Source organism: Streptomyces sp. NPDC033174 (genome assembly GCF_055577795.1).
The window spans coordinates 882,966-907,287 of record NZ_JBVIPQ010000001.1 but is presented as its reverse complement, the minus strand read 5'-3'; the positions used below and the strand labels follow the sequence as shown (position 1 = coordinate 907,287).

General features: G+C 69.6%; 20 protein-coding genes and 2 tRNA genes. 18 read left to right on the top strand and 4 right to left on the bottom strand.

Annotated elements, in window-relative coordinates; translation table 11 throughout:
* Positions 1-33: 33 nt before the first annotated feature.
* Entirely contained in the window at positions 34-1,263 is a 1,230-nt protein-coding gene (locus tag ACZ5VC_RS04190; protein ID WP_469118540.1) for a GNAT family N-acetyltransferase, read from the bottom strand.
* A gap of 106 nt (positions 1,264-1,369) precedes the next feature.
* Here ACZ5VC_RS04190 and ACZ5VC_RS04185 point away from each other — a divergent pair, with 106 nt between their 5' ends.
* Together ACZ5VC_RS04185 and ACZ5VC_RS04180 are read left to right on the top strand one after the other, a co-directional pair.
* On the top strand, positions 1,370-2,515 hold the full coding sequence (locus tag ACZ5VC_RS04185; protein WP_469118539.1) for a PP2C family protein-serine/threonine phosphatase: 1,146 nt from the start codon (positions 1,370-1,372) through the stop codon (positions 2,513-2,515).
* 76 nt (positions 2,516-2,591) lie between these two features.
* Positions 2,592-3,041, top strand: a complete 450-nt coding sequence (locus tag ACZ5VC_RS04180) for an HD domain-containing protein (protein WP_469118538.1) — start codon at positions 2,592-2,594, stop codon at positions 3,039-3,041.
* Here the strand turns inward: ACZ5VC_RS04180 and ACZ5VC_RS04175 are convergent.
* Positions 3,028-4,095, bottom strand: a complete 1,068-nt coding sequence (locus ACZ5VC_RS04175) for an acyltransferase family protein (protein WP_469118537.1) — start codon at positions 4,093-4,095, stop codon at positions 3,028-3,030. The two genes, ACZ5VC_RS04180 and ACZ5VC_RS04175, sit on opposite strands and share 14 nt — an antisense overlap.
* A gap of 454 nt (positions 4,096-4,549) precedes the next feature.
* On the opposite strand from ACZ5VC_RS04175, the gene ACZ5VC_RS04170 reads away from it, so the two are divergent.
* On the top strand, positions 4,550-4,744 hold the full coding sequence (locus ACZ5VC_RS04170) for a hypothetical protein (RefSeq protein WP_028797525.1): 195 nt from the start codon (positions 4,550-4,552) through the stop codon (positions 4,742-4,744).
* Positions 4,745-4,868: 124 nt separating this feature from the next.
* Here the strand turns inward: ACZ5VC_RS04170 and ACZ5VC_RS04165 are convergent.
* A tRNA-Gly gene (locus tag ACZ5VC_RS04165) sits at positions 4,869-4,939 on the bottom strand.
* A gap of 130 nt (positions 4,940-5,069) precedes the next feature.
* Here ACZ5VC_RS04165 and ACZ5VC_RS04160 point away from each other — a divergent pair.
* From ACZ5VC_RS04160 to clpX, 5 genes are all read left to right on the top strand, one after another.
* Positions 5,070-5,146, top strand: a tRNA-Pro gene (locus ACZ5VC_RS04160).
* Positions 5,147-5,311: 165 nt separating this feature from the next.
* Positions 5,312-6,703 (top strand): trigger factor, encoded by a 1,392-nt coding sequence (gene tig / locus ACZ5VC_RS04155; RefSeq protein ID WP_469118536.1) that lies wholly within the window; start codon positions 5,312-5,314, stop codon positions 6,701-6,703.
* Positions 6,704-7,014: 311 nt separating this feature from the next.
* Entirely contained in the window at positions 7,015-7,632 is a 618-nt protein-coding gene (locus ACZ5VC_RS04150) for an ATP-dependent Clp protease proteolytic subunit (RefSeq protein WP_469118535.1), read from the top strand.
* A 52-nt stretch (positions 7,633-7,684) separates the two neighbouring features.
* Positions 7,685-8,374 (top strand): ATP-dependent Clp protease proteolytic subunit, encoded by a 690-nt coding sequence (locus tag ACZ5VC_RS04145; protein ID WP_469118534.1) that lies wholly within the window; start codon positions 7,685-7,687, stop codon positions 8,372-8,374.
* Between the two features lie 159 nt (positions 8,375-8,533).
* Positions 8,534-9,817, top strand: coding sequence for an ATP-dependent Clp protease ATP-binding subunit ClpX (clpX, locus tag ACZ5VC_RS04140; protein ID WP_147978018.1), 1,284 nt, complete (start codon positions 8,534-8,536; stop codon positions 9,815-9,817).
* A gap of 76 nt (positions 9,818-9,893) precedes the next feature.
* Here the strand turns inward: clpX and ACZ5VC_RS04135 are convergent, their stop codons facing one another.
* Positions 9,894-10,841, bottom strand: a complete 948-nt coding sequence (locus tag ACZ5VC_RS04135; RefSeq protein ID WP_469118533.1) for a hypothetical protein — start codon at positions 10,839-10,841, stop codon at positions 9,894-9,896.
* 136 nt (positions 10,842-10,977) lie between these two features.
* Here ACZ5VC_RS04135 and ACZ5VC_RS04130 point away from each other — a divergent pair, with 136 nt between their 5' ends.
* The 10 genes from ACZ5VC_RS04130 (at position 10,978) to ACZ5VC_RS04085 (ending at position 24,296) form a co-directional block, all read left to right on the top strand.
* A complete protein-coding gene (locus tag ACZ5VC_RS04130) occupies positions 10,978-13,599 on the top strand; it encodes a valine--tRNA ligase (protein ID WP_469118532.1) in 2,622 nt (873 codons plus the stop codon).
* Positions 13,600-13,776: 177 nt separating this feature from the next.
* A complete protein-coding gene (gene folC, locus ACZ5VC_RS04125; protein WP_469118531.1) occupies positions 13,777-15,288 on the top strand; it encodes a bifunctional tetrahydrofolate synthase/dihydrofolate synthase in 1,512 nt (503 codons plus the stop codon).
* Between the two features lie 5 nt (positions 15,289-15,293).
* Positions 15,294-15,662, top strand: a complete 369-nt coding sequence (locus ACZ5VC_RS04120; protein ID WP_469118530.1) for a DUF4233 domain-containing protein — start codon at positions 15,294-15,296, stop codon at positions 15,660-15,662.
* A 92-nt stretch (positions 15,663-15,754) separates the two neighbouring features.
* Positions 15,755-16,168, top strand: coding sequence for a nucleoside-diphosphate kinase (gene ndk / locus ACZ5VC_RS04115; protein ID WP_469118529.1), 414 nt, complete (start codon positions 15,755-15,757; stop codon positions 16,166-16,168).
* Between the two features lie 274 nt (positions 16,169-16,442).
* A complete protein-coding gene (locus ACZ5VC_RS04110) occupies positions 16,443-17,462 on the top strand; it encodes a rod shape-determining protein (RefSeq protein ID WP_030317599.1) in 1,020 nt (339 codons plus the stop codon).
* Positions 17,463-17,627: 165 nt separating this feature from the next.
* Complete coding sequence (gene mreC / locus ACZ5VC_RS04105; protein ID WP_469118528.1) at positions 17,628-18,602, top strand: rod shape-determining protein MreC; 975 nt, start codon at positions 17,628-17,630, stop codon at positions 18,600-18,602.
* A gap of 5 nt (positions 18,603-18,607) precedes the next feature.
* Positions 18,608-19,270, top strand: coding sequence for a rod shape-determining protein MreD (gene mreD / locus ACZ5VC_RS04100; RefSeq protein WP_469118527.1), 663 nt, complete (start codon positions 18,608-18,610; stop codon positions 19,268-19,270).
* A gap of 19 nt (positions 19,271-19,289) precedes the next feature.
* Positions 19,290-21,479, top strand: a complete 2,190-nt coding sequence (gene mrdA / locus ACZ5VC_RS04095; protein WP_469118526.1) for a penicillin-binding protein 2 — start codon at positions 19,290-19,292, stop codon at positions 21,477-21,479.
* A gap of 4 nt (positions 21,480-21,483) precedes the next feature.
* A complete protein-coding gene (gene rodA / locus ACZ5VC_RS04090) occupies positions 21,484-22,683 on the top strand; it encodes a rod shape-determining protein RodA (protein ID WP_469118525.1) in 1,200 nt (399 codons plus the stop codon).
* 29 nt (positions 22,684-22,712) lie between these two features.
* The gene (locus ACZ5VC_RS04085; RefSeq protein ID WP_469118524.1) at positions 22,713-24,296 is read left to right on the top strand and encodes a CYTH and CHAD domain-containing protein; all 1,584 of its coding nucleotides are present in this window, start codon (positions 22,713-22,715) and stop codon (positions 24,294-24,296) included.
* The last annotated feature ends 26 nt before the right edge of the window (positions 24,297-24,322 follow it).

Here is a 24,322-nt window from a genome sequence, read left to right as displayed (position 1 = left end):
CCCGGGCGGGGCGCCCGGGACGGCCGCGCGGGCTCAGAAGCCGTGCGGCAGCCACGGCGCCACCGGAGAGCCGAAGGCGATCGAGGCCTCCGTCAGCGCGCCCCCGCGAAGCTCCCGCACCCGGCCGGCCGCCGCCAGCGAGACCAGCGAGACCCCGCCCAGATACGCGGCGCCCAACTCCCTTACCGACAGCGCCAGATCGGCCGCCTCCTCGGTCCGCGTGCAGGACGCCCCCTTGGCGTCTCCGGTCAGCCGCCAACGGCCCTCGTTCCACGGGCAGAAGCCGTCCGTGACCTCCAGCACCACATCCACCGGCGTCTGATAGGTACGGGCCTCCAGCGCGGCCCCCACCTCCACCAGCCGCACATGCAGGCTGTCGCGCAGCCGGGGCCTGCACCGCCGCAGGTCGGAGACCATGTGCCGCCACGCGTCGTCCACCGGGCGGCCGGTGACCTGGAGCGTCGAGGTCAGATCGATCCCGAACAGGAACCGCCACAGCGCCCCGTCCGCCGCCGGGTCCAGCGCGCCGATGTCGTGCAGGATCACCGTGCCCCTGGGTCCGGCCGCGTCCCACTCCGGCTTGATGGCGTACAGCGCGAACCCGACGGTCTCGCCGTCCCGCTCGGCAAGGACGCACTGCAACGGCGACGCGCCCTCGCGCGCCTCCGGCGGGTCCAGCAGCGGCAGCCGCTCCCAGCCCGGCCGGCGTTCCAGCATCCCGGGACGCCGGGGGACCAGCGCCGCGTACACCGCCTCGCACGCGGGCCCCGCCTCGGCCGGCGCGACCTGGCGCAGCGAGACGGCGTCCGTGCCCTCGGGGACCGTGAGCCGCACGCGGGCCGTGTCGATGTCGGCGCGCAACTGCCAGGTGCCGATGCCGTATCCGTACCGACCGTAGATCTCCGGCTCGGACGCGGTCAGCACGGCGAGCGGCTCACCCCCCGCGCGTACGTCATCGAGCTGACGCCGCATCATCGAGGTGAGCAGTGAGCGTCTGCGGTGGGTGGCCGCCACGCTCACCATCGTCACCCCGGCCGTCGGCACCACCGCGCCACCCGGAACCGAGAGACCGAACGAGAACGCGCCGGCCGTACCGACGCACACGTCGCCGTCCCACACGCCGATCGAGCGCTCGTGCTCGGTGAGCGACTGCCACAGCTCGCGCTCCTGTGGATGCTCCGGGACCCCACCGAACGCGAGTTCCAGCTGCCCGTACCACTGGTCCCACTCGGCAGGCCGCAGGACCCGCAGTTCTGTCGTCATATGCCATCACTACCAGGGGTACGAGGGCCGGGGCGACCGATTTCGAACACAATGTCACCGGGGTCCCCCTGCACGGGGGCCGGACGGGTGGATAGGGTCCAGGCCAATGGCCGGTAGCGCGGGAGTGGACTCGTACACGGCCCGGTTGCGCAGAACGACGCACCGGGCCCGCATCACCCTGCGCAAATCCGGAGTCGACTACTTCCGCGGCGACGGCTCGGACTGGATCGCCCTGGCCGGCCTGCTGCTCACCGTCCCCGCGATCACCTGCGGCACGATCGCGATGCCGGTCTGGTGCTCGCCCACCGCTCTCGTCCTGCCGATCGTCGCGGGCGGGCTGCTGCTGCGGCCCGCCAGCCTGCTCGGTCTGTACGCGGCGGCGGCGGGCGCGCTGATCGTGGAGTCCATAGCGCTCGGTCCCTACACCCAGGGACCCGGGAGAGTGACACCCGGCACGGTCCTCGTGGTCGCCGCGTGCGGGCTGTTCGGACTGCTGATCGCGCAGTTCCGGGCCAGGGTCGGCGTGCCCTGGAGACGTGGCGGCACCATGCTCTTCGACCTCCGCGAGCGGATCAGGGTCCAGAGCGCCCTCCCGCGCCTACCGAAGGGCTGGCACCGGGAGATGGCGCTGCGGCCGGCCGGAGGCCAGTCCTTCTCGGGCGACTTCGTCGTCGCCGCCCGGACCAACGGCGGCCGGACGCTGGAGGTCGTCCTCACCGACGTCTCCGGCAAGGGCATGGACGCGGGCTCCCGAGCCCTGCTGCTCTCCGGCGCCTTCGGCGGTCTGCTGGGCTCACTGCCCCCGCACGGCTTCCTCTCCGCCGCCAACGGCTACCTGCTGCGCCAGGACTGGGACGAGGGGTTCGCCACCTCCATCCATCTCGTCCTCGACCTCGACTCCGGGGACTACGAACTCCTCTCCGCCGGCCACCTCCCGGCCCTCCAACTGCACGCCGGCAGCGGCCGCTGGGAGGAGAAGGCGGGGGAGGGGCCCCTCCTCGGCGTCTACGACGGCGCGGACTTCCACCCGGTGAAGGGCTCCCTGCGCCCCGGCGACGTACTGATGCTCTTCACCGACGGACTGGTCGAGTCGGCCGACCGTGACATCGCCGAGGGCATCGACCGCCTGACCGGCGAGGCGGACCGCTATGTCACCGCCGGCTTCGAGGGCGCCGCGTGGCACCTGATCGAGGCCTGCGCCAAGGACGTCAACGACGACCGGGCCCTGCTGCTGATCTCACGCGAGGCATAGGGCGCACCGGCCCCTTCCGCCCGGGCCGGGGCGTCTCCACCGGCGCGGGCGCCCCGCGCGGCCTACGCTGACCTCCATGCCGAACCTCACGCTCGCCCAGGTCGAGGCCATCGCCCGCGCGGCCCACGCCGACCAGAAGGACAAGTCCGGTCGTCCCTACACCGAGCACGTCCAGGCGGTCGCCGACGGCGTACGGGCCCGTGGCGGCAGCGACGACCAGATCGCGGCGGCCTGGCTGCACGACACGATCGAGGACGACAAGCTGTCGCCCGAATGGCTGGCCGACGCCCAGCTGCCGCGCGAGGTCAAGGACATGATCCTCGCCGTCTCCAAGCACGAGGGTGAGGACCTGGAGTCCTACACCCGCCGCATCCTCGCCACCCCGGGCGCGCTGCTCATCAAGGAGGCCGACCTCGCGCACAACTCCGACCCGGGGCGCCTCGCCCTGCTCGACGAGGCGACCAGGGACAAGCTGACGGCCAAGTACGCCCGGGTCCGGGAGCTGCTCGGCCTCACGTCCGGCTGACGTCTTGCCGGAAGGCCCACTCCATCCGGGGCTCCGTCACGCACCGCAGCGCGCGGCGCACCGGAGGCGTACAGAGCAGGGTGACCGTCGCGGCCGCCGCCACCGTCACGACGACCAGCCCGGCCGGCGAGGCGAGCCACGGGTGGGCCCCGGTGAGGTGCGCGTACTCCACGCCCTTCACCAGGAACCCGTGCAGCAGGTACCCGCAGATGGTCCCCGCGCCCAGCACCGTGAACCAGGTGGTGCGCCCGGGCACCCACGTCAGGAACGCCGCCGTGAGCAGCAGCGCGCAGCCGAAGAGCCCCAGCGTCATCACCGGCCCGCTCCACCAGGGCGCGCCCAGCTCCTCGGCGCTGCTGGCGCGGTAGAACCAGCCCAGCTGGAGCCGGGGCGCCACGGCGTACGCGACGACCGCCGCGACGGCGACGACCGGCACGGCCAGCATCCGGGCCGCACGCCGCCGCAGCAGCTGGAAGTGCTCGGGCCGCAGGCACAGGCCCAGCACGAAGAACGGCAGGAACTGCAGGACGCGGCGCAGATCGAAGTCGTCCCCGATCCCGGGTGTCAGGGAGCCCAGTGCGGCGATGGCCAGCGCGATCGGCAGCGGCCGGCGCACCGACAGCCACAGCGGGGTGGACAGCCGCCAGACGAAGAGCGCCGCCAGGAACCACGTCAGATAGAAGGGATCGGTGAGGCTGAGCGGCTGGCCGGGGGTGTCCCCGGCCCAGCGCCGGAACAGCGAGTACGCCACCTCGAAGACGACATACGGCACGACGAGCCCGGTCACCAGCCGTCTGATCTGCTCGGGCCGCCCGCTGAAACTCCGCGAGAAGTAGCCGGAGATGACGATGAACGCGGGCATGTGGAAGGTGTAGACGAGCATGTACAGCGCCCGGGCGGCCCGGCTGCCGTCCATCACCGGCTCCCAGGCGTGCGCCACCGCGACCAGCACGATCGCCAGGTACTTGGCGTTGTCGAAGTAGGCGTCCCGGGAGTTCCGCGCGGGGTGAATCGTGAGCGGGGTTGTCTGAATTCCGTGGGGGGCGTACAACATCCCGGCACCCTAGTGGGGCCCGAAGGATTTCGTAAAACGCCGTTCCGGCGCTGTCCATTCGCATCTGACACCGCCACCAAACGCCCCCTATGCCCCGATTAATCTCCCTTAAAGGGTGCATAACGCTTCACGCGGGCGCCCCTTGTCCGGGCCGCGTTCGAGCAGCGGAATGAGGCCGCCTCATTCCTGCGAATTTCCTGTGACGGACATGTGCCCGGAGGGAAACGATCAAGCCGAATTCCCGTGACGATTTCCGCCGCCGCCGCACCGGCGGACCGCCGCGCACCCGTCGGGCCCCGGCGCAGGCCCCGCCGTGTGGCGTGATCCATACGCCGATGATTCGTCACCCGGCAGCGCTCACAGGGAGGTTGGTGGCACGATGGGGGCAGCGGGGGTGTGCTGTGGCGTGCGCTCCCGGGCCGGCAAGGCGGACCGACCGAGGGTGTGATCAGTTGTGGTCCTTTCACTGTCTGTGGTGCTTCTTTTGGCGATCGTCCTCGTGGTGCTGATCCGCGGAGGCTCCCTCAAAGCCGGCCCCGCCGTCGTCGCGGCTCTCTTCGGGTTCTTCCTGGCCTCCACGGGCATGGCCGACGACATCCAGCGCTTCCTCAACTCGATAGCGCAGACCATCAACTCGATTAAGTTCTGACGCCCGGCTCCGACGGGAGCCGGGCGCGCGCGGCCGCCTCGTTCCGGCGCTGTACCGGCGCTGTTTCGGACGTGAAAAGACCTCCGGCCCGGTGGACTGAGTCCACCGGGCCGGAGGTGTGAAGAGCGGGCGACGGGAATCGAACCCGCGTAGCTAGTTTGGAAGACTAGGGCTCTACCATTGAGCTACGCCCGCAAGCATCGCGCCGCAGGTCACAAGGGCCGCGGCACGGACAGCATCGTAGCGGGTCCCAGGCGGTGGACGCACACCCTTTCCGGGAGGGCGTCGCACAGTCTGCGGGCATGTACCCTACGTGTCGCACCGACGGGGTGTGGCGCAGCTTGGTAGCGCGTCCGCTTTGGGAGCGGAAGGCCGTGGGTTCAAATCCCGCCACCCCGACCACCATGATCATGAGCGCAACCAAGATCACATTGTGGGCCTCATCCCGCTTGCGGCTACTATGCAAGCTGCGTGCCCGTGTGTCTCTCTGACCGGGGCCGATCGGCTGGACCGCCACCATGCGGGGCCCAGCAGAATCCAAGAATCAGCCACCAAGGAGACCGAACCGTGAAGAGCGCCGTGGAGACCCTGAACCCGACTCGGGTTCGGCTCACTGTCGAGGTGCCCTTCGAGGAGCTCAAGGACAGCCTCGACGCGGCGTACAAGAAGATCAACCAGCAGGTCACGGTCAAGGGCTTCCGTAAGGGCAAGATCCCGGCTCGTGTGATCGACCAGCGGTTCGGCCGTGGTGCGGTGCTGGAGGAGGCCGTCAACGACGCGCTCCCGAAGTTCTACACCGAGGCGGTCAACGAGGCCGAGCTCAACCCGCTCGGTCAGCCCGAGGTCGACATCACCGAGCTGAAGGACGGCGAGACGCTGGCCTTCACCGCCGAGGTCGACATCCGCCCGGCCATCGAGATCCCGGACTACTCCGGCATCGAGGTCACCGTGGACGCGGTCGAGGTCACCGACGAGGACGTCGAGAAGTCCGTGGAGCAGCTCCGCGAGCGCTTCGCCTCCACCAACCCGGTCGAGCGCGCCGCCGCCGAGGGTGACGTCGTCACCCTCGACCTGGAGGCCAAGGTCGACGGCGAGGTCCTCCCCGACGGTGTCGCCGAGGGCGTGCAGTACACCATCGGTTCCGGCGAGCTCCTCGAGGGCATCGACGAGGCCGTCACCGGCCTGGAGGCCGGCGGCGAGGCCACCTTCACCTCGCAGCTGAAGGGCGGCTCCGCCGAGGGCAAGGACGCCGAGGTCGCCGTCAAGGTCACCGCCGTCGCCGCCCGTGAGCTCCCCGAGCTCGACGACGACTTCGCGCAGATGGCGTCCGAGTTCGACACCCTCGACGAGCTGAAGGCCGACAGCCGCAAGCGCCTCGAGAACATGAAGCAGTTCGACCAGGCCACCCAGGCCCAGGAGCGCGTCCTCGACGAGCTGCTGAAGCTGGCCGAGGTGCCGATCCCCGAGAAGCTCCTCGAGGACGAAGTCAACACCCGCAAGCACAACCTTGAGCACCACCAGCTCGGCCAGATGGGCCTCGACCTCGCCAAGTACCTGGAGATCCAGGGCAAGACCGAGGAAGAGTTCGACGCCGAGACCAAGGAGCAGGCGGTCAAGGGCATCAAGACGCAGTTCATCCTCGACGAGCTCGTCAACAAGGAGAAGCTGAACGTCAGCCAGGAGGAGCTCACCGAGCACCTCATGCGCCGCGCCGCCTCCTCCGGCATGAGCCCGGACCAGTTCGCCCAGGCCGTCGTCGAGGGTGGCCAGGTGCCGATGCTCGTCGGCGAGGTCGCCCGCGGCAAGGCCCTCGCGGTCGTCGTCGAGGCCGCCAAGGTCGTCGACACCAACGGTGAGCCGGTCGAGCTCGACGACGACGAGGAGACCGAGGCCGCCGCCGACGCGGCCGAGGCCGCCGTCGAGGGTGACGCCGCGGCCGAGGAGAAGTCCGAGGCCTGAGCCTCGCACCGATCTGCCCCACGGGCCCGGACGCACCGCTGTGCGCCCGGGCCCGTGGCCGTACTCCAGACCCCCTGTGCGGCCCCGTCGGACCCCCCGGCCGCCCCGGAGGCCGCAGGGCCCCGTACGGCCCCTCCAGGGCCCCCTGGGCGTCCCAACTACCTTGCGCTCCCAGCGAACAGTTCGGGAAGCGGGATGGCGCCCGCCGACCAGCGCGTTAGGGTCCATGAATACGAGGGCAGGGTCGTACCCGCCCCCAGTACGAGAGACGCTGAGACGGCCGGAGCCGTCAGAGACGAGCAGGTGGATACGTGACGAATCTGATGCCTTACGCCGCGGGTGAGCCGTCCATCGGTGGTGGCCTCGGCGACCATGTCTACAACCGGCTGCTCGGCGAGCGCATCATCTTCCTCGGCCAGCAGGTCGACGACGAGATCGCCAACAAGATCACGGCGCAGATGCTCCTCCTGGCAGCCGACCCGGACAAGGACATCTACCTCTACATCAACAGCCCCGGTGGATCGGTGACGGCCGGCATGGCCATCTACGACACCATGCAGTACATCCCCAACGACGTCGTGACCATCGGTATGGGCATGGCGGCCTCGATGGGCCAGTTCCTGCTCACCGGTGGCTCCAACGGCAAGCGCTTCGCGCTGCCGAACACCGACATCCTGATGCACCAGGGCTCCGCGGGTATCGGCGGCACCGCATCGGACATCAAGATCCAGGCCGAGTACCTCCTCCGTACGAAGAGGCGCATGGCCGAGATCACCGCGCACCACTCCGGCCAGACCGTCGAGGCGATCATCCGCGACGGCGACCGCGACCGCTGGTTCACCGCGGAGGAGGCCAAGGAATACGGCCTCATCGACGAGATCATCTCTGCCGCTTCGAACGTTCCGGGCGGCGGCGGCACCGGCGCCTGAGGCTCCCCGGAGACCCCCAGCACCGAACCCCAGCCCGCCGAACGCCACCAGGATGGTGAACACCCACATGAGCAACTTCCCCGGCCTCCCCGGAGCCTCCGCGAGCGGCCTCTACACCGGCCCCCAGGTGGACAACCGGTACGTCGTCCCGCGCTTCGTCGAGCGCACCTCGCAGGGCGTGCGCGAGTACGACCCGTACGCGAAGCTCTTCGAGGAGCGCGTGATCTTCCTCGGCGTGCAGATCGACGACGCCTCCGCCAACGACGTCATGGCGCAGCTGCTGTGCCTGGAGTCGATGGACCCGGACCGCGACATCTCGATCTACATCAACAGCCCCGGTGGTTCCTTCACCGCGCTGACGGCCATCTACGACACCATGCAGTTCGTGAAGCCGGACATCCAGACGGTCTGCATGGGCCAGGCGGCCTCCGCCGCGGCCGTGCTCCTCGCCGCCGGTACGCCCGGCAAGCGGATGGCCCTGCCCAACGCCCGCGTGCTGATCCACCAGCCCTCGGGCGGCACCGGCCGGGAGCAGCTCTCCGACCTGGAGATCGCGGCCAACGAGATCCTCCGGATGCGTACGCAGCTGGAGGAGATGCTGGCCAAGCACTCCTCGACGCCGATCGAGAAGATCCGCGACGACATCGAGCGCGACAAGATCCTGACGGCCGAGGACGCCCTGGCGTACGGCCTGGTCGACCAGATCGTCTCCACCCGCAAGAACGTGGCCTCAGCGGCCTGACCCGGGCACGGGCACACGGCCGGCGCCCTTGGCGCGGTGCACACGTCAAAGTGAACCGCGCCAAGGGGGGCCCGAACGGGGGGCTCGGCAAGGTACCGTCGGATATGGCACCAGGAGCTGGCTGAACCAAGCTGCTCCCAGGCGAAGGGGAAGCACCTCGTGGCACGCATCGGTGATGGCGGCGACCTGCTCAAGTGCTCGTTCTGCGGAAAGAGCCAGAAGCAGGTGAAGAAGCTCATCGCAGGCCCCGGTGTGTACATCTGCGATGAGTGCATCGACCTCTGCAACGAGATCATCGAGGAGGAGCTCGCCGAGACCTCCGAGGTGCGGTGGGAGGAACTTCCCAAGCCGCGCGAGATCTACGAGTTCCTTGAGGGGTACGTCGTCGGGCAGGAGCCCGCGAAGAAGGCCCTCTCGGTCGCGGTGTACAACCACTACAAGCGCGTCCAGGCCGGCGAGAACGGCGGCGCGCAGGGCCGGGACGACGCCATCGAACTGGCGAAGTCCAACATCCTCCTGCTGGGCCCCACCGGCTCCGGCAAGACGCTGCTGGCCCAGACGCTCGCCCGGATGCTCAACGTCCCGTTCGCCATCGCCGACGCGACGGCGCTCACGGAGGCGGGCTACGTCGGCGAGGACGTCGAGAACATCCTGCTCAAGCTGATCCAGGCGGCCGACTACGACGTCAAGAAGGCCGAGACCGGGATCATCTACATCGACGAGATCGACAAGGTCGCCCGTAAGAGCGAAAACCCGTCGATCACCCGTGATGTGAGCGGCGAGGGCGTGCAGCAGGCCCTGCTGAAGATCCTGGAGGGCACCACCGCCTCCGTCCCGCCCCAGGGCGGGCGCAAGCACCCCCACCAGGAATTCATCCAGATCGACACGACGAACGTGCTGTTCATCGTCGGCGGCGCCTTCGCCGGCCTGGAGAAGATCATCGAGTCGCGGGCCGGCGCGAAGGGCATCGGCTTCGGCGCGACGATCCGCTCCAAGCGGGAGATCGAGGCGAGCGACCAGTTCCAGGAGGTCATGCCGGAGGACCTGGTGAAGTTCGGGATGATCCCCGAGTTCATCGGCCGTCTCCCCGTCCTCACCTCCGTCCACAACCTGGACCGCGAGGCCCTCCTCCAGATCCTGGTGGAGCCCCGCAACGCCCTGGTGAAGCAGTACCAGCGCCTCTTCGAACTCGACGGCGTGGAGCTGGACTTCGACCGCCCGGCCCTGGAGGCCATCGCCGACCAGGCGATCCTCCGCGGCACCGGCGCGCGTGGTCTGCGGGCCATCATGGAAGAGGTCCTGATGTCGGTGATGTACGAGGTCCCGTCCCGCAAGGACGTGGCCCGGGTCGTCATCACGGCGGACGTCGTCCACAACAACGTGAACCCGACGCTGGTGCCTCGCATCGTGAAGAACGACGGCCGCCACGAGAAGTCGGCCTGATCACAGCACAAAGAAGGAGCCCGGCCAGTACTTCCAACTGGCCGGGCTCCTTCGCGTGTTGTGCGACGTCGGATGACTACTTGATCTCGACCCGGGCGTCGTTGCGGACCTTCGCGGTCAGCGCGGCCGCGTCCGACAGCGGCGTGGACGTGCCGGCCATGATGGCCGCCGGGTCGGACTGGATGACGTACGCGAGCGTGCTGTGGTCACCCCAGATGCACAGCGGCATCTTGAAGCTCTTGGGCGTCAGACCGCTGCCGCCGCCGGGCACCGAGTACTCGGCCTCCTGGCACTTCATGACGCCGCTCTCGAACCCGGCGGGCTCGAACTCCTGGGGGCTCCCGACGAGCTTGACCTTCTCGTCCTTGCCCTCGTCGGACTTCTTCTGCATCTCGGCGAACATGGCGTCGACGACCTTCTCCGGGTCCTCGATCTCTCCGTAGACACCGCTGAGCTGCAGGTTCTTCGCCGTCTGGCCGGTCCCCGACTTGTAGGAGCCGGTGACGTTCTTGGGGTTCTTCACGCCCCACTTGGCCGCGTCCTTGGTGTCCTCGGCGTCGGCGTCCTCGGACTTGGAGGACTCCTTCTTGTACTCCGTCGCCACCGTCTCCGGCGTCGTGAGCTGGTACTTCTTGCCGTCGTCCGCGACCGAGCCGCTGCCGCCGCCGACCATGAAGTACGCGCCCGCGGCCACCACGGCGACCGCCACGACGGCGATGCCGACGATCAGACCGGTCTTCTTCCCCCCGGCCGGAGGAGCCGGCGGCGGGTATCCGCCGGGGGCGCCGTAAGGGGGCTGCTGGCCGTACGGCGGCTGCGGGGGCTGCCCGTACGGACCGGGCTGCTGGGGCTGCTGCTGCGGGTACCCGTACGGCTGCTGCGGCGGCACACCCTGGGGAGCCTGCTGCGGGTATCCGTAGCCGGGCTGGGGCGCCTGCGGCTGCTGGCCGTAAGGGCCCGGCTGACCGTACGGTCCGGGCTGCTGGGGCTGACCGCCGTACGGGCCCGGCTGGTTGTAGCTCATTGAGGCGTTCCCCTCCAGATACTTATGCTTTCCGAACATCCTGTCGCAGCCCGTCATGGCTGGGGGCGGTGGGGGTCACACCGTTACGGAACATTCCCGTTTCAGTACGGCCCTGTGACACCCCTAAACTGAGCCCGTGACCGAGAACACTCAGCAGCAGACAGCAGCCACTCCCGAACTGCCGACCCAGTACGCGCCGGCCGAGGTAGAGGGGAAGCTGTACGAGCGCTGGGTAGAGCGTGGTTACTTCGAAGCGGACGCGAAGAGCGAGAAGCCGCCGTACACGATCGTCATTCCGCCGCCGAACGTCACGGGCTCGCTGCACCTGGGCCACGCCTTCGAGCACACGCTGATCGACGCCCTGACCCGCCGCAAGCGGATGCAGGGGTACGAGACGCTGTGGCAGCCGGGCATGGACCACGCGGGCATCGCCACGCAGAACGTCGTGGAGCGCGAGCTCGCCAAGGAGGGCAAGTCCCGCCACGATCTGGGGCGCGAGGCGTTCGTCGAGCGTGTCTGGCAGTGGAAGGGCGAGTCGGGCGGCCAGATCTCCGGCCAGATGCGGCGCCTGGGCGACGGTGTCGACTGGTCCCGCGAGCGGTTCACCATGGACGAGGGCCTGTCCCAGGCCGTCCAGACCATCTTCAAGAAGCTGTACGACGACGAGCTGATCTACCGCGCCGAGCGCATCATCAACTGGTGCCCGCGCTGTCTGACGGCCATCTCGGACATCGAGGTCGAGTACCAGGACGACGACGGCGAGCTGGTCTCGATCCGGTACGGCGAGGGCGACAACGCCATCGTCGTCGCCACGACCCGCGCCGAGACCATGCTCGGAGACACGGCTGTCGCCGTCCACCCGGACGACGACCGCTACAAGCACCTGGTCGGTACCGAGATCGAGCTGCCGCTCACCGGCCGCCGTATCCCGGTCGTCGCCGACGAGCACGTCGATCCCGAATTCGGCACCGGTGCGGTCAAGGTGACTCCCGCGCACGACCCGAACGACTTCGAGATCGGTCAGCGTCACAACCTGCCGAACATCGCCGTCATGGACGAGCACGCCGTCATCACGGCCCACGGCCCCTTCCAGGGCCTGGACCGGCTGGAGGCCCGCTCCGCCATCGTCGCCGCGCTCCGCGCCGACGGCCGGATCGTCGCCGAGAAGCGTCCGTACGTCCACTCCGTCGGCCACTGCTCGCGCTGCAAGACCACCATCGAGCCGCGTCTGTCGATGCAGTGGTGGGTCAAGGTCGGTCCGCTCGCCAAGGCCGCCGGTGACGCGGTCCGCGACGGCAAGGTCAAGATCCACCCCCAGGAGATGGAGAAGCGGTACTTCGACTGGGTCGACAACCTCCACGACTGGTGCATCTCCCGCCAGCTCTGGTGGGGCCACCGCATTCCGGTCTGGTACGGCCCGAACGGCGAGATCGTCTGCGTCGGCCCCGACGAGCAGCCGCCCACCGGCGAGGGCTGGCACCAGGACACCGATGTCCTCGACACCTGGTTCTCCTCCGGCCTGTGGCCCTTCTCCACCCTCGGCTGGCCCGAGCAGACCGAGAGCCTGGCGAAGTTCTATCCGAACTCCGTCCTGGTCACCGGCTACGACATCCTCTTCTTCTGGGTCGCCCGGATGATGATGTTCGGCCTGTACGCGATGGACGGCACCCCGCCGTTCCACACCATCGCCCTGCACGGCATGGTCCGTGACCAGTTCGGCAAGAAGATGTCGAAGTCCTTCGGCAACGCGGTCAACCCGCTGGACTGGATGGACACCTACGGCTCCGACGCCGTCCGCTTCACGCTGGCCCGCGGCGCCAACCCGGGCGTCGACGTCCCGATCGGCGAGGACTGGGTCCAGGCGTCCCGGAACTTCGCCAACAAGATCTGGAACGCGACCCGCTTCGCGCTGATGAACGGCGCGACGGTCGAGGGCCCGCTGCCCGAGCCGTCGCAGATGTCCGCCACCGACCGGTGGATCCTCTCCCGTCTCAACAAGACGGTCGCCGAGGTCGACGCGTACTACGAGGACTACCAGTTCTCGAAGCTGTCCGACGCCCTCTACCACTTCGCGTGGGACGAGGTCTTCGACTGGTACGTCGAGCTGTCCAAGACGACCTTCTTCGAAGGCGGCGAGCAGGCCCGGGTCTCCGGGCGCGTCCTGGGCGAGGTCCTCGACGTCGCCCTGCGTCTGCTGCACCCGGTCGTCCCGTTCGTCACCGAGACGCTCTGGACCACCCTCACCGGCGGCGAGTCCCTCGTCATCGCCGACTGGCCCGAGGACAGTGGCTTCCGCGACGACGCCGCCGAGCGTGAGATCGAGCTCGTCCAGCGGGTCGTCACCGAGGTCCGGCGGTTCCGGTCCGACCAGGGGCTCCAGCCCGGCCAGAAGGTCCCGGCCCGGCTCACCCTGACCGGTACGCCGCTCGCCCCGCACGAGCCCGCCATCCGCCAGCTGCTGCGCCTCCAGCCGGAGGGCGAGGGCTTCGCCGCCACCGCCTCGCTGCCGGTCGCCGGCGCCGAGGTGGCGCTCGACCTGTCCGGCACGATCGATGTCGTCGCCGAGCGCAAGCGGCTCGCCAAGGACCTGGCGGCCGCCGAGAAGGAGAAGGCGCAGGCGCAGGGGAAGCTCGGCAACGAGGCGTTCCTGGCGAAGGCGCCGGACAACGTGGTCGACAAGATCCGTACGCGGCTGGCCAAGGCGGACGAGGACATCGCCCGTATCGAGGCGCAGCTGGAGCGGCTGCCGAAGGCGTAGCGAGCGAGCGGGCGGGCGTCACGCGGACGCGTGTGCGACTGTAGACCCGGAAGGGCCCCGGAACCGACCGACCGGTACCGGGGCCCTTCCGTCTGCCCGGACGCTCCCGGCCGGGCGGCGGAGGTCCAGGGAGGAGCCGTGCCCGGGGCTGTCGGTGGGGCTCCGTAGACTGGGCGTGTGAGTGAGCAGCCCCCGGCAAGTGACAGCTTCGACGACGACTTCGACGACATCGTGGAAGCGCAGACGTCCCGTGACCCCGACCTGGCGGTGATCGAGGCCGGAAGCCGCACCCTGCGCGCCCAGTCCGGTGCCCTCCAGGCTGACGCCGTGCCCGCCCGGCCCGCCGATCCGGAGGTGGACAAGGCGCTGCGCGAGGTGGAGGCGGACCTCGCCACCCGGTGGGGCGAGACCAAGCTGGAGCCGTCGGTGGCGCGCATCGCGGCCCTGATGGACGTGCTGGGCGAGCCGCAGCGCGCGTACCCCTCGATCCACATCACGGGGACCAACGGCAAGACGTCCACGGCCCGGATGATCGAGGCCCTGCTCTCCGCGTTCGAGCTGCGCACCGGCCGGTACACCTCGCCGCACGTCCAGTCGATCACCGAGCGGATCAGTCTCGACGGCGCCCCCATCAGCGCCGAGGGCTTCATCGAGACGTACAACGACATCAAGCCGTACGTCGAGATGGTCGACGAGCGGCAGGAGTTCCGGCTCTCCTTCTTCGAGGTCCTCACCGGTATGGCGTACGCCGCGTTCGCGGACGCTCCGGTGGACGTGGCGGTCGTCGAGGTCGGCATGGGCGGCAGCTGGGACGCGACGAACGTGATCGACGCGTCGGTCGCCGTCGTCACCCCCATCGATCTGGACCACACGGACCGGCTGGGCTCCACGCCCGGTGAGATCGCGGGGGAGAAGTCCGGGATCATCAAGCCGGGCGCGACCGTGATCCTGGCGCAGCAGCCGGTCGACGCGGCGCAGGTGATGCTGAAGAAGGCCGTCGAGGTGGACGCGACGGTGGCCCGCGAGGGCATGGAGTTCGGTGTCGTCGCGCGCGAGATCGCGGTCGGCGGCCAGCTGGTCACGCTGCGCGGGCTCGGCGGCGAGTACGAGGAGATCTTCCTCCCGCTGTACGGGGCCCACCAGGCGCACAACGCCGCGGTGGCGCTCGCCGCGGTCGAGGCGTTCTTCGGGATCGGGGCGCAGCACGCCCGCACGCTCGACATGGACACCGTCCGCAAGGCGTTCGCTTCGGTGGTCTCGCCGGGCCGGCTGGAGGTGGTGCGCCGCAGCCCCACCATCGTGCTGGACGCCGCGCACAACCCGGCGGGGGCCCGCGCGGCCGCCGACGGCATCACCGAGTCCTTCGGCTTCTCCCGCCTGATCGGTGTGGTCGGCTCCAGCGGCGACAAGGACGTCCGGGGTCTGCTGGAGGCCTTCGAGCCGATCTTCGCGGAGATCGTGGTCACCGCGAACTCCAGTCACCGCGCCATGGACGTGGACGAGCTGGCGGCCGTCGCGGTCGAGGTCTTCGGCGACGAGCGGGTCGTGGTCGAGCCGCGCCTGGACGACGCGCTGGAGGCGGCGATCACCCTGGCCGAGGAAGAGGACGAGTACGCCGGCGCGGGCGTGCTCGTGACCGGTTCCGTCATCACGGTCGGCGAGGCCCGGCTGCTCCTGGGGAGGCGCTGACCCCGATGCGTACGCTCTGTGCATCAACGCTGATCGGTGAATTCTTCGTCATCGGTTTTGGTGGTCTCGTGGCGATGAAGGACGACAGCCTGGCCATGAGTACGGTCTGGACGGTCTGTGGTGTCGGCATGCTGCTGTCGGTGCTGCTCTGCGGGATGCTCACCCGGCCGGGTGGGGTCCAGCTGGGCTGGGCGCTCCAGATCCTGCTGGTGATCAGCGGCTTCGTGGTGCCGGTGATGTTCTTCCTGGGGCTGGTCTTCTCCGGTCTGTGGTGGGCGTCGGTGCACTACGGGCGGCAGATCGACGCGACCAAGGCGCGCTGGGCAGAGGCCCAGGCCGCCGCCGAGGCTTCCGCCGAGCCTGACGCTGCGTAATCGACGCAGGGGGAAGCCCTGTAGCCTCTGAGTCCCTGCCGTCGCACCCGCACGCGGCAGGTCCTGCATCCGCACATGAAGGAGCCCGCACCGTGAGCCAGCGCACGCTCGTCCTGCTCAAGCCCGACGCCGTACGCCGCGGCCTGATCGGCGAGATCATCGGCCGTATCGAGCGGAAGGCCGGCTGGACCATCAGCGCGCTGGAGCTTCGCCACCTGGACCAGGAGACCCTGGAGCAGCACTACGGCGAGCACAAGGGCAAGCCGTTCTACGAGCCGCTGGTCGGCTTCATGTCCTCCGGTCCGGTCGTCGCGCTCGTCGTCGAGGGCGAGCGGGTCATCGAGGGCGTACGCCAACTGGCGGGTCCGACCGACCCGATCGCCGCAGCGCCCGGCTCCATCCGGGGCGACTTCGGCACCATCGTCCGGGAGAACCTGATCCACGCCTCGGACTCCGAGGAGTCCGCCATTCGGGAACTGAAGATTTTCTTTCCCGGCCTTTCCTGACCTGGCGTCAGCCGAACAGCGCTCATGACCTGGGGCGACCGAAGGAATTTCGGTCGCCCTTCGGTATAGGAACGCGATGACCGGGAACGCATCGCCTCAACACCACGTCAGCTATACAGAGGTGGATCCACCGCGCCGTGTGCGTGGGGGCGGCACTACGATGAAGCCTCCACGCCACAGCAGCCACCTCGCACCCACCTCGCCTGCCTGAGAAGCCATCAACGCTCGATTTGGGAAGGCCCGACGCATCCTCATGGGAAACAAGGGGAACTCAATGTCGTTCATCGGCCGTGACATGGCTATCGACCTCGGGACTGCCAACACGCTGGTGTACGTCAGGGGGCGCGGCATCGTTCTGAACGAGCCGTCTGTCGTCGCGATCAACACCAACACCGGCGGCATCCTGGCGGTCGGGGCCGAGGCCAAGAAGATGATCGGCCGGACACCGGGCAACATCGTTGCCGTCCGGCCGCTGAAGGACGGCGTGATCGCCGACTTCGAGATCACCGAGCGGATGCTCCGCTACTTCATCCTCAAGATCCACAAGCGCCGCTACCTGGCCCGCCCGAGGGTCGTCGTCTGCGTGCCCTCCGGCATCACCGGAGTGGAGCGCCGCGCCGTCATCGAGGCCTCCACGCAGGCCGGCGCCCGTCAGGTGCACATCATCGAGGAGCCCATGGCCGCGGCCATCGGCTCCGGCCTCCCCGTCCACGAGGCCACCGGCAACATGGTCGTCGACATCGGCGGCGGCACCACCGAGGTCGCCGTCATCTCCCTCGGCGGAATCGTCACGGCACAGTCCATCCGGGTCGCCGGCGACGAGCTGGACAACGCGATCATCCAGCACATCAAGAAGGAGTACTCGCTCCTCCTCGGTGAGCGCACCGCCGAACAGATCAAGATCACCATCGGCTCGGCGTACGACCTCGACAAGGACGAGCACACCGAGATCCGCGGCCGTGACCTCGTCTCCGGTCTGCCCAAGACCGTGGTCATCTCCGCGGCCGAGGTGCGCAAGGCCATCGAGGAGCCGGTCAACGCCATCGTCGACGCGGTCAAGACGACCCTCGACAAGTGCCCGCCGGAGCTCTCGGGTGACGTGATGGACCGCGGCATCGTTCTCACGGGTGGCGGCGCGCTGCTGCGCGGCCTCGACGAGCGGCTCCGTCGTGAGACGGGCATGCCGATCCACATCGCCGAGGACCCGCTGGACTCGGTGGCGCTGGGGTCGGGCAAATGCGTGGAGGAGTTCGAGGCGCTCCAGCAGGTTCTGGACGCCCAGCCCCGCCGCTAGAGGTGTCACGGCGTCCCCCCAGGGCCCCGAGGTCCTGGGGGGATCGCCCGTATGGCCCCTGCCCGACCCGTACGGCGGATCGTTGATATAACGGCACAAAATACCGGCACAAAACAACCGAACCTACACAAGAACATTCCTACGAGGAAGGCACGGCCGCCGCACGTGAGGGACACACGAGAGAGCCGGCTGCTCCTGGTGCTGCTGATCGCCATCGCTTTCGCACTGATCACGGTGGACATCCGCGGCGGCGAGGAGTCACCGGTCGACGGCGCCCGGCAGGCCGCGGCCACGGTCTTCGGACCGGTCGAGAACGGCGTCGCGGCAGCCGTCGACCCGATCGGCAACGCCATAGGAGCGGTTCGCGACTCCGGCGAGCGCCACAACCGGATCGCCCGCCTGGAGCAGGAGAACGCGGCGCTCAAGGCGAAGCTCGGCAGCGACGCGCGCAACCAGAGCCGGATGCGCGAACTCGACAGCATGCTCAAGACGGCCGGCGCCGGCCAGTACGGCATCAAGGGCGCCCAGGTCATCGCCATAGGAACCGCGCAGGGCTTCTCCTGGACCGTCACCATCGACGCCGGTTCCCGCGACGGCATCGAACGCGACATGACCGTACTGAACGGCGCCGGGCTCGTCGGCCGCGTCACCACCGTGGGCCCGGAGACCGCGACCGTACTCCTCGCCAGCGACCCGGACTTCACCGTCGGCACCCGGATGGAGAAGACCGACGAGCTCGGCTTCGCCACCGGTCAGGGCGACCGCCCGCTCCTGGTTCAGATGCTCAACGGCAAGGCCAAGGTCAAGCCCGGCGACCGTCTCGTCACCTTCGGGTCGCAGGCCGACAAGCCGTTCGTCCCCGGCGTCCCGGTCGGCGAGGTCGTCCGGGTCGACCCGGCCGGCGGCGACCTCACGCGCAACGTCTACGTCCGTCCGTACGTCGGCTTCAGCAAGCTCGACATCGTCGGCGTCGTCGTGCAGCCGCCGCGCGAGGACCCCCGCGACATGGTCCTGCCGGCCAAGCCCAGGCCCAAGCCCGTGCCGACCGTCACCGTGACGGTGACCCCGTCCGCACCACCCAGGGACGGCGAGCAGCAGCCGGGTGACGGCCAGGACACCGCCCAGAACGACGAGAGGTAGAGCCCATGCGAATCAACCGGATGCTGCTCTCCGTCACCCTCGTCGTCGTCGCCCTGGTCGCCCAGGTCTCCGTGCTCGCCCGTCTCCAGCTCCCCGGCGCCGTCCCCGACCTGGTCCTGCTCACCGTCCTCGGGCTGGCCTTCGTCTACGGACACGTCAGCGGCGCCCTCATCGGCTTCGGCGCGGGACTCCTCGCCGACCTCGCCCCGCCGGCCGACCACGCGGTCGGCCGCTACGCCCTGGTGCTCTGCGTCATCGGCTACGCGGCGGGCCTGCTGCGTCCCGAGACGGGCCCGATCAAGTCGGCCGCCGGCCCGATGGCCGGGGTCGTGGTCGCGGCCGTCGGCTCGACCCTGCTGTACGCGATGGTCGGCGCCCTGGTGGGCGACACCGCGGCCCGCCATGTCGGCCTGGTCTCGCTGTTGTTCACCGCCGTCCTGTACGACCTGCTGCTCGCGCCGTTCACCGTGCCGCTGATCATGGCCCTGGCGAGACGCGCCGACAGTGATCCGCTCGCGGAGCCCGCGGGCAGCGGCGACGTCACCTCCGGCTGGCTGTCCTCGGGCACGGGCCTGCGCATCGGGAACCAGCGCGGCGGCCTGCGGATGAAGGCGGCCCGCTCCCGGGCCTCACGGGCCGGACGGATCAAGGGAGTCAAGCGACTGTGACCGAGGGGGCACACGCGGTATGAGCAACATCCCGGAGACCGGGCGGACCCGCCGGGTCCAGATCCGGCTCGTCATCATCCAGGTCCTCGTCTTCTCCCTCCTGCTCACCCTCGGTGGCCGCCTCTGGTACCTCCAGGTCCGCAACGGCCAGGAGTACACCGACGAGGCCAGGAACAACCACGTCCAGCAGGTCGTCCAGCCCGCCGTCCGCGGGTCCATCCTCGACGCCCGCGGCGTCCCGCTCGCCGACAACGAGACCCGTCTCGTCGTCTCGGCGTCACGCACCGACCTGTTGAAGATGAAGGACGACGGCAAGGGCGTCCTCACGCGCCTCGCCAAGGTCCTCGGCATGACGCCCAAGGACGTCATGGACAAGGTCCGGCTCTGCGACTCCAAGACCCCGCAGCCCTGCTGGAACGGCTCGCCCTACCAGCCGATCCCGGTCACCGACGAGGCGACCACCCAGCAGGCCCTGCAGATCCGCGAGCGGGCCGAGGACTTCCCCGGCATCACCGCCGAACCCACCGCCGTACGCCGCTATCCGGCCCCCGGCCTCGCCAAGACCTCCCAGGTCCTCGGCTACCTCTCGCCCGTCACCGACGAGGAGATCGAGAAGGCCAAGGACACCGACTCGCCGTTCCTGCGCTCCGACCAGGTCGGCCGGTCCGGCCTGGAGCGCACCTACGACAAGGCGCTGCGCGGCAAGGCCGGCGTCACCCGCTACGAGGTGGACAACCTCGGCCGGGTGATAGGAGTGGCGGAGAGGGACGCGGGCCGGCCCGGATCCAACGTCGTCACCTCCATCGACGCCCGGGTCCAGGCCGTCGCCGAGTACGAACTCCACCAGGCGATGAAGACCGTCCGCCAGGAGACCGACAACATCACCGGCCGCAAGTACGAGGCCGACTCGGGCGCCGTCGTCGTCATGGAGGCCAAGACCGGCCGCGTCGTCGCGATGGCCTCCCAGCCCGACTACGACCCCAACGCCTGGGTCGGCGGCATCTCCGGCAAGGAGTACGCCACCCTCACCGGCAAGAACTCCAACTACCCCCTGCTCAACCGGGCCATCCAGGGCCAGGCACCCGCCGGCTCCATCTTCAAGGTGGTCTCGGCGAGCGCGGCCGTGCGGGCCGGCTACGACTTCGACGGCCTCTACAACTGCAGCAGCTCCTACAACATGGGCGGCCGGAGCTTCGCGAACTTCGAGTCCAAGGGACACGGCCCCATCTCCCTCGCCGACGCCCTCAAGTTCTCCTGCAACACCGTCTTCTACCGCCTCGGCCACCAGGAGTGGCAGCGTGACGGCGGGATAAAGCCGAAGAAGGACGCCCACGACTGGTTCTACCGGACCGCCCATGAGTTCGGCTTCGGCGCCGAGACCGGCATCGACCTGCCGAACGAGGTCACCGGCCGCATCCCGGACCGTCAGTGGAAGAAGAACTTCTGGAAGGCCAACAAGGACGCCTGGTGCAAGCAGGGCAAGAAGGGCGGCACCTACGTCGAGCAGATCGCCTATGAGAGCTGCCTCGAAGGCAACCAGCTGAAGGCCTTCGACAGCATCAACTTCGCGATCGGCCAGGGCGACGTGCTCGTCACCCCGATCCAGATGGCCACCGCCTACGCCGCCATCAGCAACGGCGGCACCCTCTACAACCCCACCGTCGGCAAGGCCGTGATCAGCCCCGACGGCAAGAAGATCGAGGAGATCAAGCCCAAGGCCCACGGCAGGCTGCCGGTCGACGCCAAGACCATCAGCGACCTCGACAGGGGCCTGCGCTCCGTCGTCGGGCCGGGCGGCACGGCCAACTGGCGGTTCCTGGGCTGGCCGCAGGACAAGATCCCGATGCGGGCCAAGACCGGCACCGCCCAGGTCTACGGCAAGCAGACCACCTCCTGGTTCGCGACCTACACCGACGACTACACGATCGTCATGACGATCTCCCAGGGTGGTACCGGATCCGGTGCCTCGGGACCCGCCGTACGCAACATCTACGACGCGATCTACGGCCTCGACGACGAGGGGAACCAGGACCTCAAGCGCGCCCTGCTGCCGAGGCCGCAGACGACTCTTCCGAAGATCCAGCCGGACGGCTCCATCGACGCACCGGTCGTCAAGCCGTACGACCCGAACTCGCAGAAGGTCGACCCGGACAAGAAGAAGAACGACCAGCAGCAGCTCGCGGGTCCGCCCCCCGGGCGGAGGGACTGAACCGATGACCGCGCCCCACGGCTTCTCCGTCTCGCGGTACGCCCCCGATCGCGGTGTCTGGACCAAACTGACGGCCCGCGACTCGGTGATGCGCCGGCTGGACTGGCCGCTGCTGTTCTCCGCGCTCGCCCTGTCCTTCATCGGCTCGCTGCTGGTGTGGTCCGCGACCCGGGGACGCACCGAGCTCAACCACGGGGACCCGTACTACTTCCTCGTCCGCCACGTCCTCAACAGCGGCATCGGCCTCGCCCTGATGGTCGGCACGGTCTGGCTCGGCCACCGCACCCTGCGCGGAGCCGTCCCGGTCCTCTACGGGCTCTCCGTCCTGCTGATCGTCGCCGTCCTCACCCCCCTCGGCGCCACCATCAACGGCGCCCACGCCTGGATCGTCATCGGCGGCGGATTCTCGCTCCAGCCCTCCGAGTTCGTGAAGATCACGATCATCCTGGCGATGGCGATGATGCTCGCGGCCCGGGTCGACGCGGGCGATCAGCTCCATCCCGACCACGGCACCGTCGCCAAGTCGCTCGGCCTCGCCGCGCTTCCCATGGTGATCGTCATGCTGATGCCGGACCTCGGCTCGGTCATGGTCATGGTGGTGATCGTCCTCGGCGTGCTCCTCGCCTCCGGAGCCTCCAACCGCTGGGTCCTCGGCCTCATCGCCGCGGGGGCGACCGGCGCCGTGCTCGTCGCCGCGCTCGGCGTCCTCGACGAGTACCAGATCAACCGCTTCGCCGCCTTCGCCAACCCCGAACTCGACCCGGCGGGCGTCGGCTACAACACCAACCAGGCGCGCATCGCGATCGGCTCCGGCGGCCTCTACGGCGCCGGTCTCTTCAACGGCCACCAGACCACCGGCCAGTTCGTGCCCGAACAGCAGACCGACTTCATCTTCACCGTCGCCGGCGAGGAGCTCGGCTTCCTCGGCGCCGGACTGATCCTCGGGCTGCTCGGAGTGATCCTCTGGCGCGCCTGCCGGATCGCCCGGGAGACGACCGAGCTGTACGGCACGATCGTCGCCGCCGGCATCACCGCCTGGTTCGCCTTCCAGTCCTTCGAGAACGTCGGCATGACGCTCGGCATCATGCCGGTCGCCGGTCTGCCGCTGCCGTTCGTGTCGTACGGAGGCTCGTCCATGTTCGCCGTCTGGGTGGCTGTCGGGCTGCTCCAGTCGATCCGGGTCCAGCGGCCGATAACGGCATAGACGCTCCCTCACGGGGCACTAAATTCCGAATGAGGGCGGATACGAAGCGCGAGATCGAGCGGAAGTACGAAGCCACCCCCGACACCCGGGTACCGGACCTGACCGGGGTGGCCGGGGTGTCGGCCGTCGTGGGCCGGGGCGTCGCCGAACTGGACGCCGTCTACTACGACACCCCCGGGCTGCGTCTGGCCGCCGACTCCATCACCCTGCGCCGCAGGACGGGCGGCGCGGACGCCGGCTGGCACCTCAAGTTCCCCGTCGGCACGGGCGTCCGCGACGAGATCCGCGCGCCGCTCGCCGACACCCCGCCGGACACGCTCCGCGGCCTGCTGCGCTCCCGGGTCCGAGAGAGCCGGCTGGAGCCGGTCGTCCGGCTGCACTCCTCCCGTGACGTCCACCACCTGGTCGACGACCGGGGCGCCCTGCTCGCCGAACTCTCGGTCGACACCGTCCACGCCCAGCGCCTGACCGACGGCGGCGGCAAGGCGGCCTGGACCGAGATCGAGGTGGAGCTCGCGGACGACGTCGACCCCTCGGTCCTGGACGCGCTGGAGAAACGCCTGAAGAAGGCGGGCGTACGGCCCTCCTCGGCGCCCTCGAAGCTGGCGCGGGCCCTGGAGGAGACCGGTGACGCTCCCGGCGCCCCGGCCGCCCCGGCCGCTCCGGGCGACAAGAAGCAGAACAAGAAGCAGAAGGTGAAGACGAAGACGCGGCGGGGGCCGGACGAGGACACCGCGGGCGCCCTCGTCCTCGCCCGCCTGCGCCACCAGGTCGAGGCCCTGGTCGCGCTCGACCCCGGCGTCCGGCGCGACCTGCCCGACGCGGTCCACAAGATGCGCGTCGCCACCCGACGGCTGCGCAGCGCGATCAAGTCGTACGGAAAGGTCCTCGACCGGAACATCACCGACCCCCTCGGCGACGAGCTGAAGTGGCTCGCCGCCGAACTGGGCGTCGCCCGCGACCAGGAAGTGCTCGCCGATCGGCTGCGCGAGCGGATCGACGCCGTACCCACCACCCTGCTTCTGGGACCCGTGCAGAGCCGGCTGCGCGTCTGGGCCGCCTCCCACGAGACCGAGGCCCGCCGGCGGACCATCGAGGCGCTGGACAGCGAGCGCTACCTCACCCTGCTCGACGCGCTCGACGCCCTGCTCGCCGCCCCGCCCCTGCGTCCGGCGGCCTCCAAGGACCCCGCCACGGTCCTGACCAAGGCGGTCCTCAAGGACTACGCGCGCCTCGCCCGCCGGGTCGACCACGCCCTGTCCCTCCCGCCCGGCCACGACCGCGACCTGGCCATGCACCAGGCCCGCAAGGCGGCCAAACGCGCCCGCTACGCCGCGGAGGCCGCCGAGCCGGCCGTCGGCAAGCCCGCCAAGCGCTTCGCGAAGCGTGTGAAGGCCGTCCAGGGCGTGCTCGGCGACCACCAGGACAGCGTCGTCGCCCGTGACGCCCTGCGCACCCTCGCCATCCAGGCCCACGCGGCGGGGGAGTCCGCGTTCGTCTGGGGCCTCCTGCACGGCCAGGAGGAGGCGGCGGGAGCCGACCGGGCACGCGAGCTGCCAGAGGTCTGGGCGAGGGCGTCGGCCCCCGAACTGAGGGCGGCGCTGAGCCCCTGAGGCCGGGGTACGCTTGTGAGTCGCCC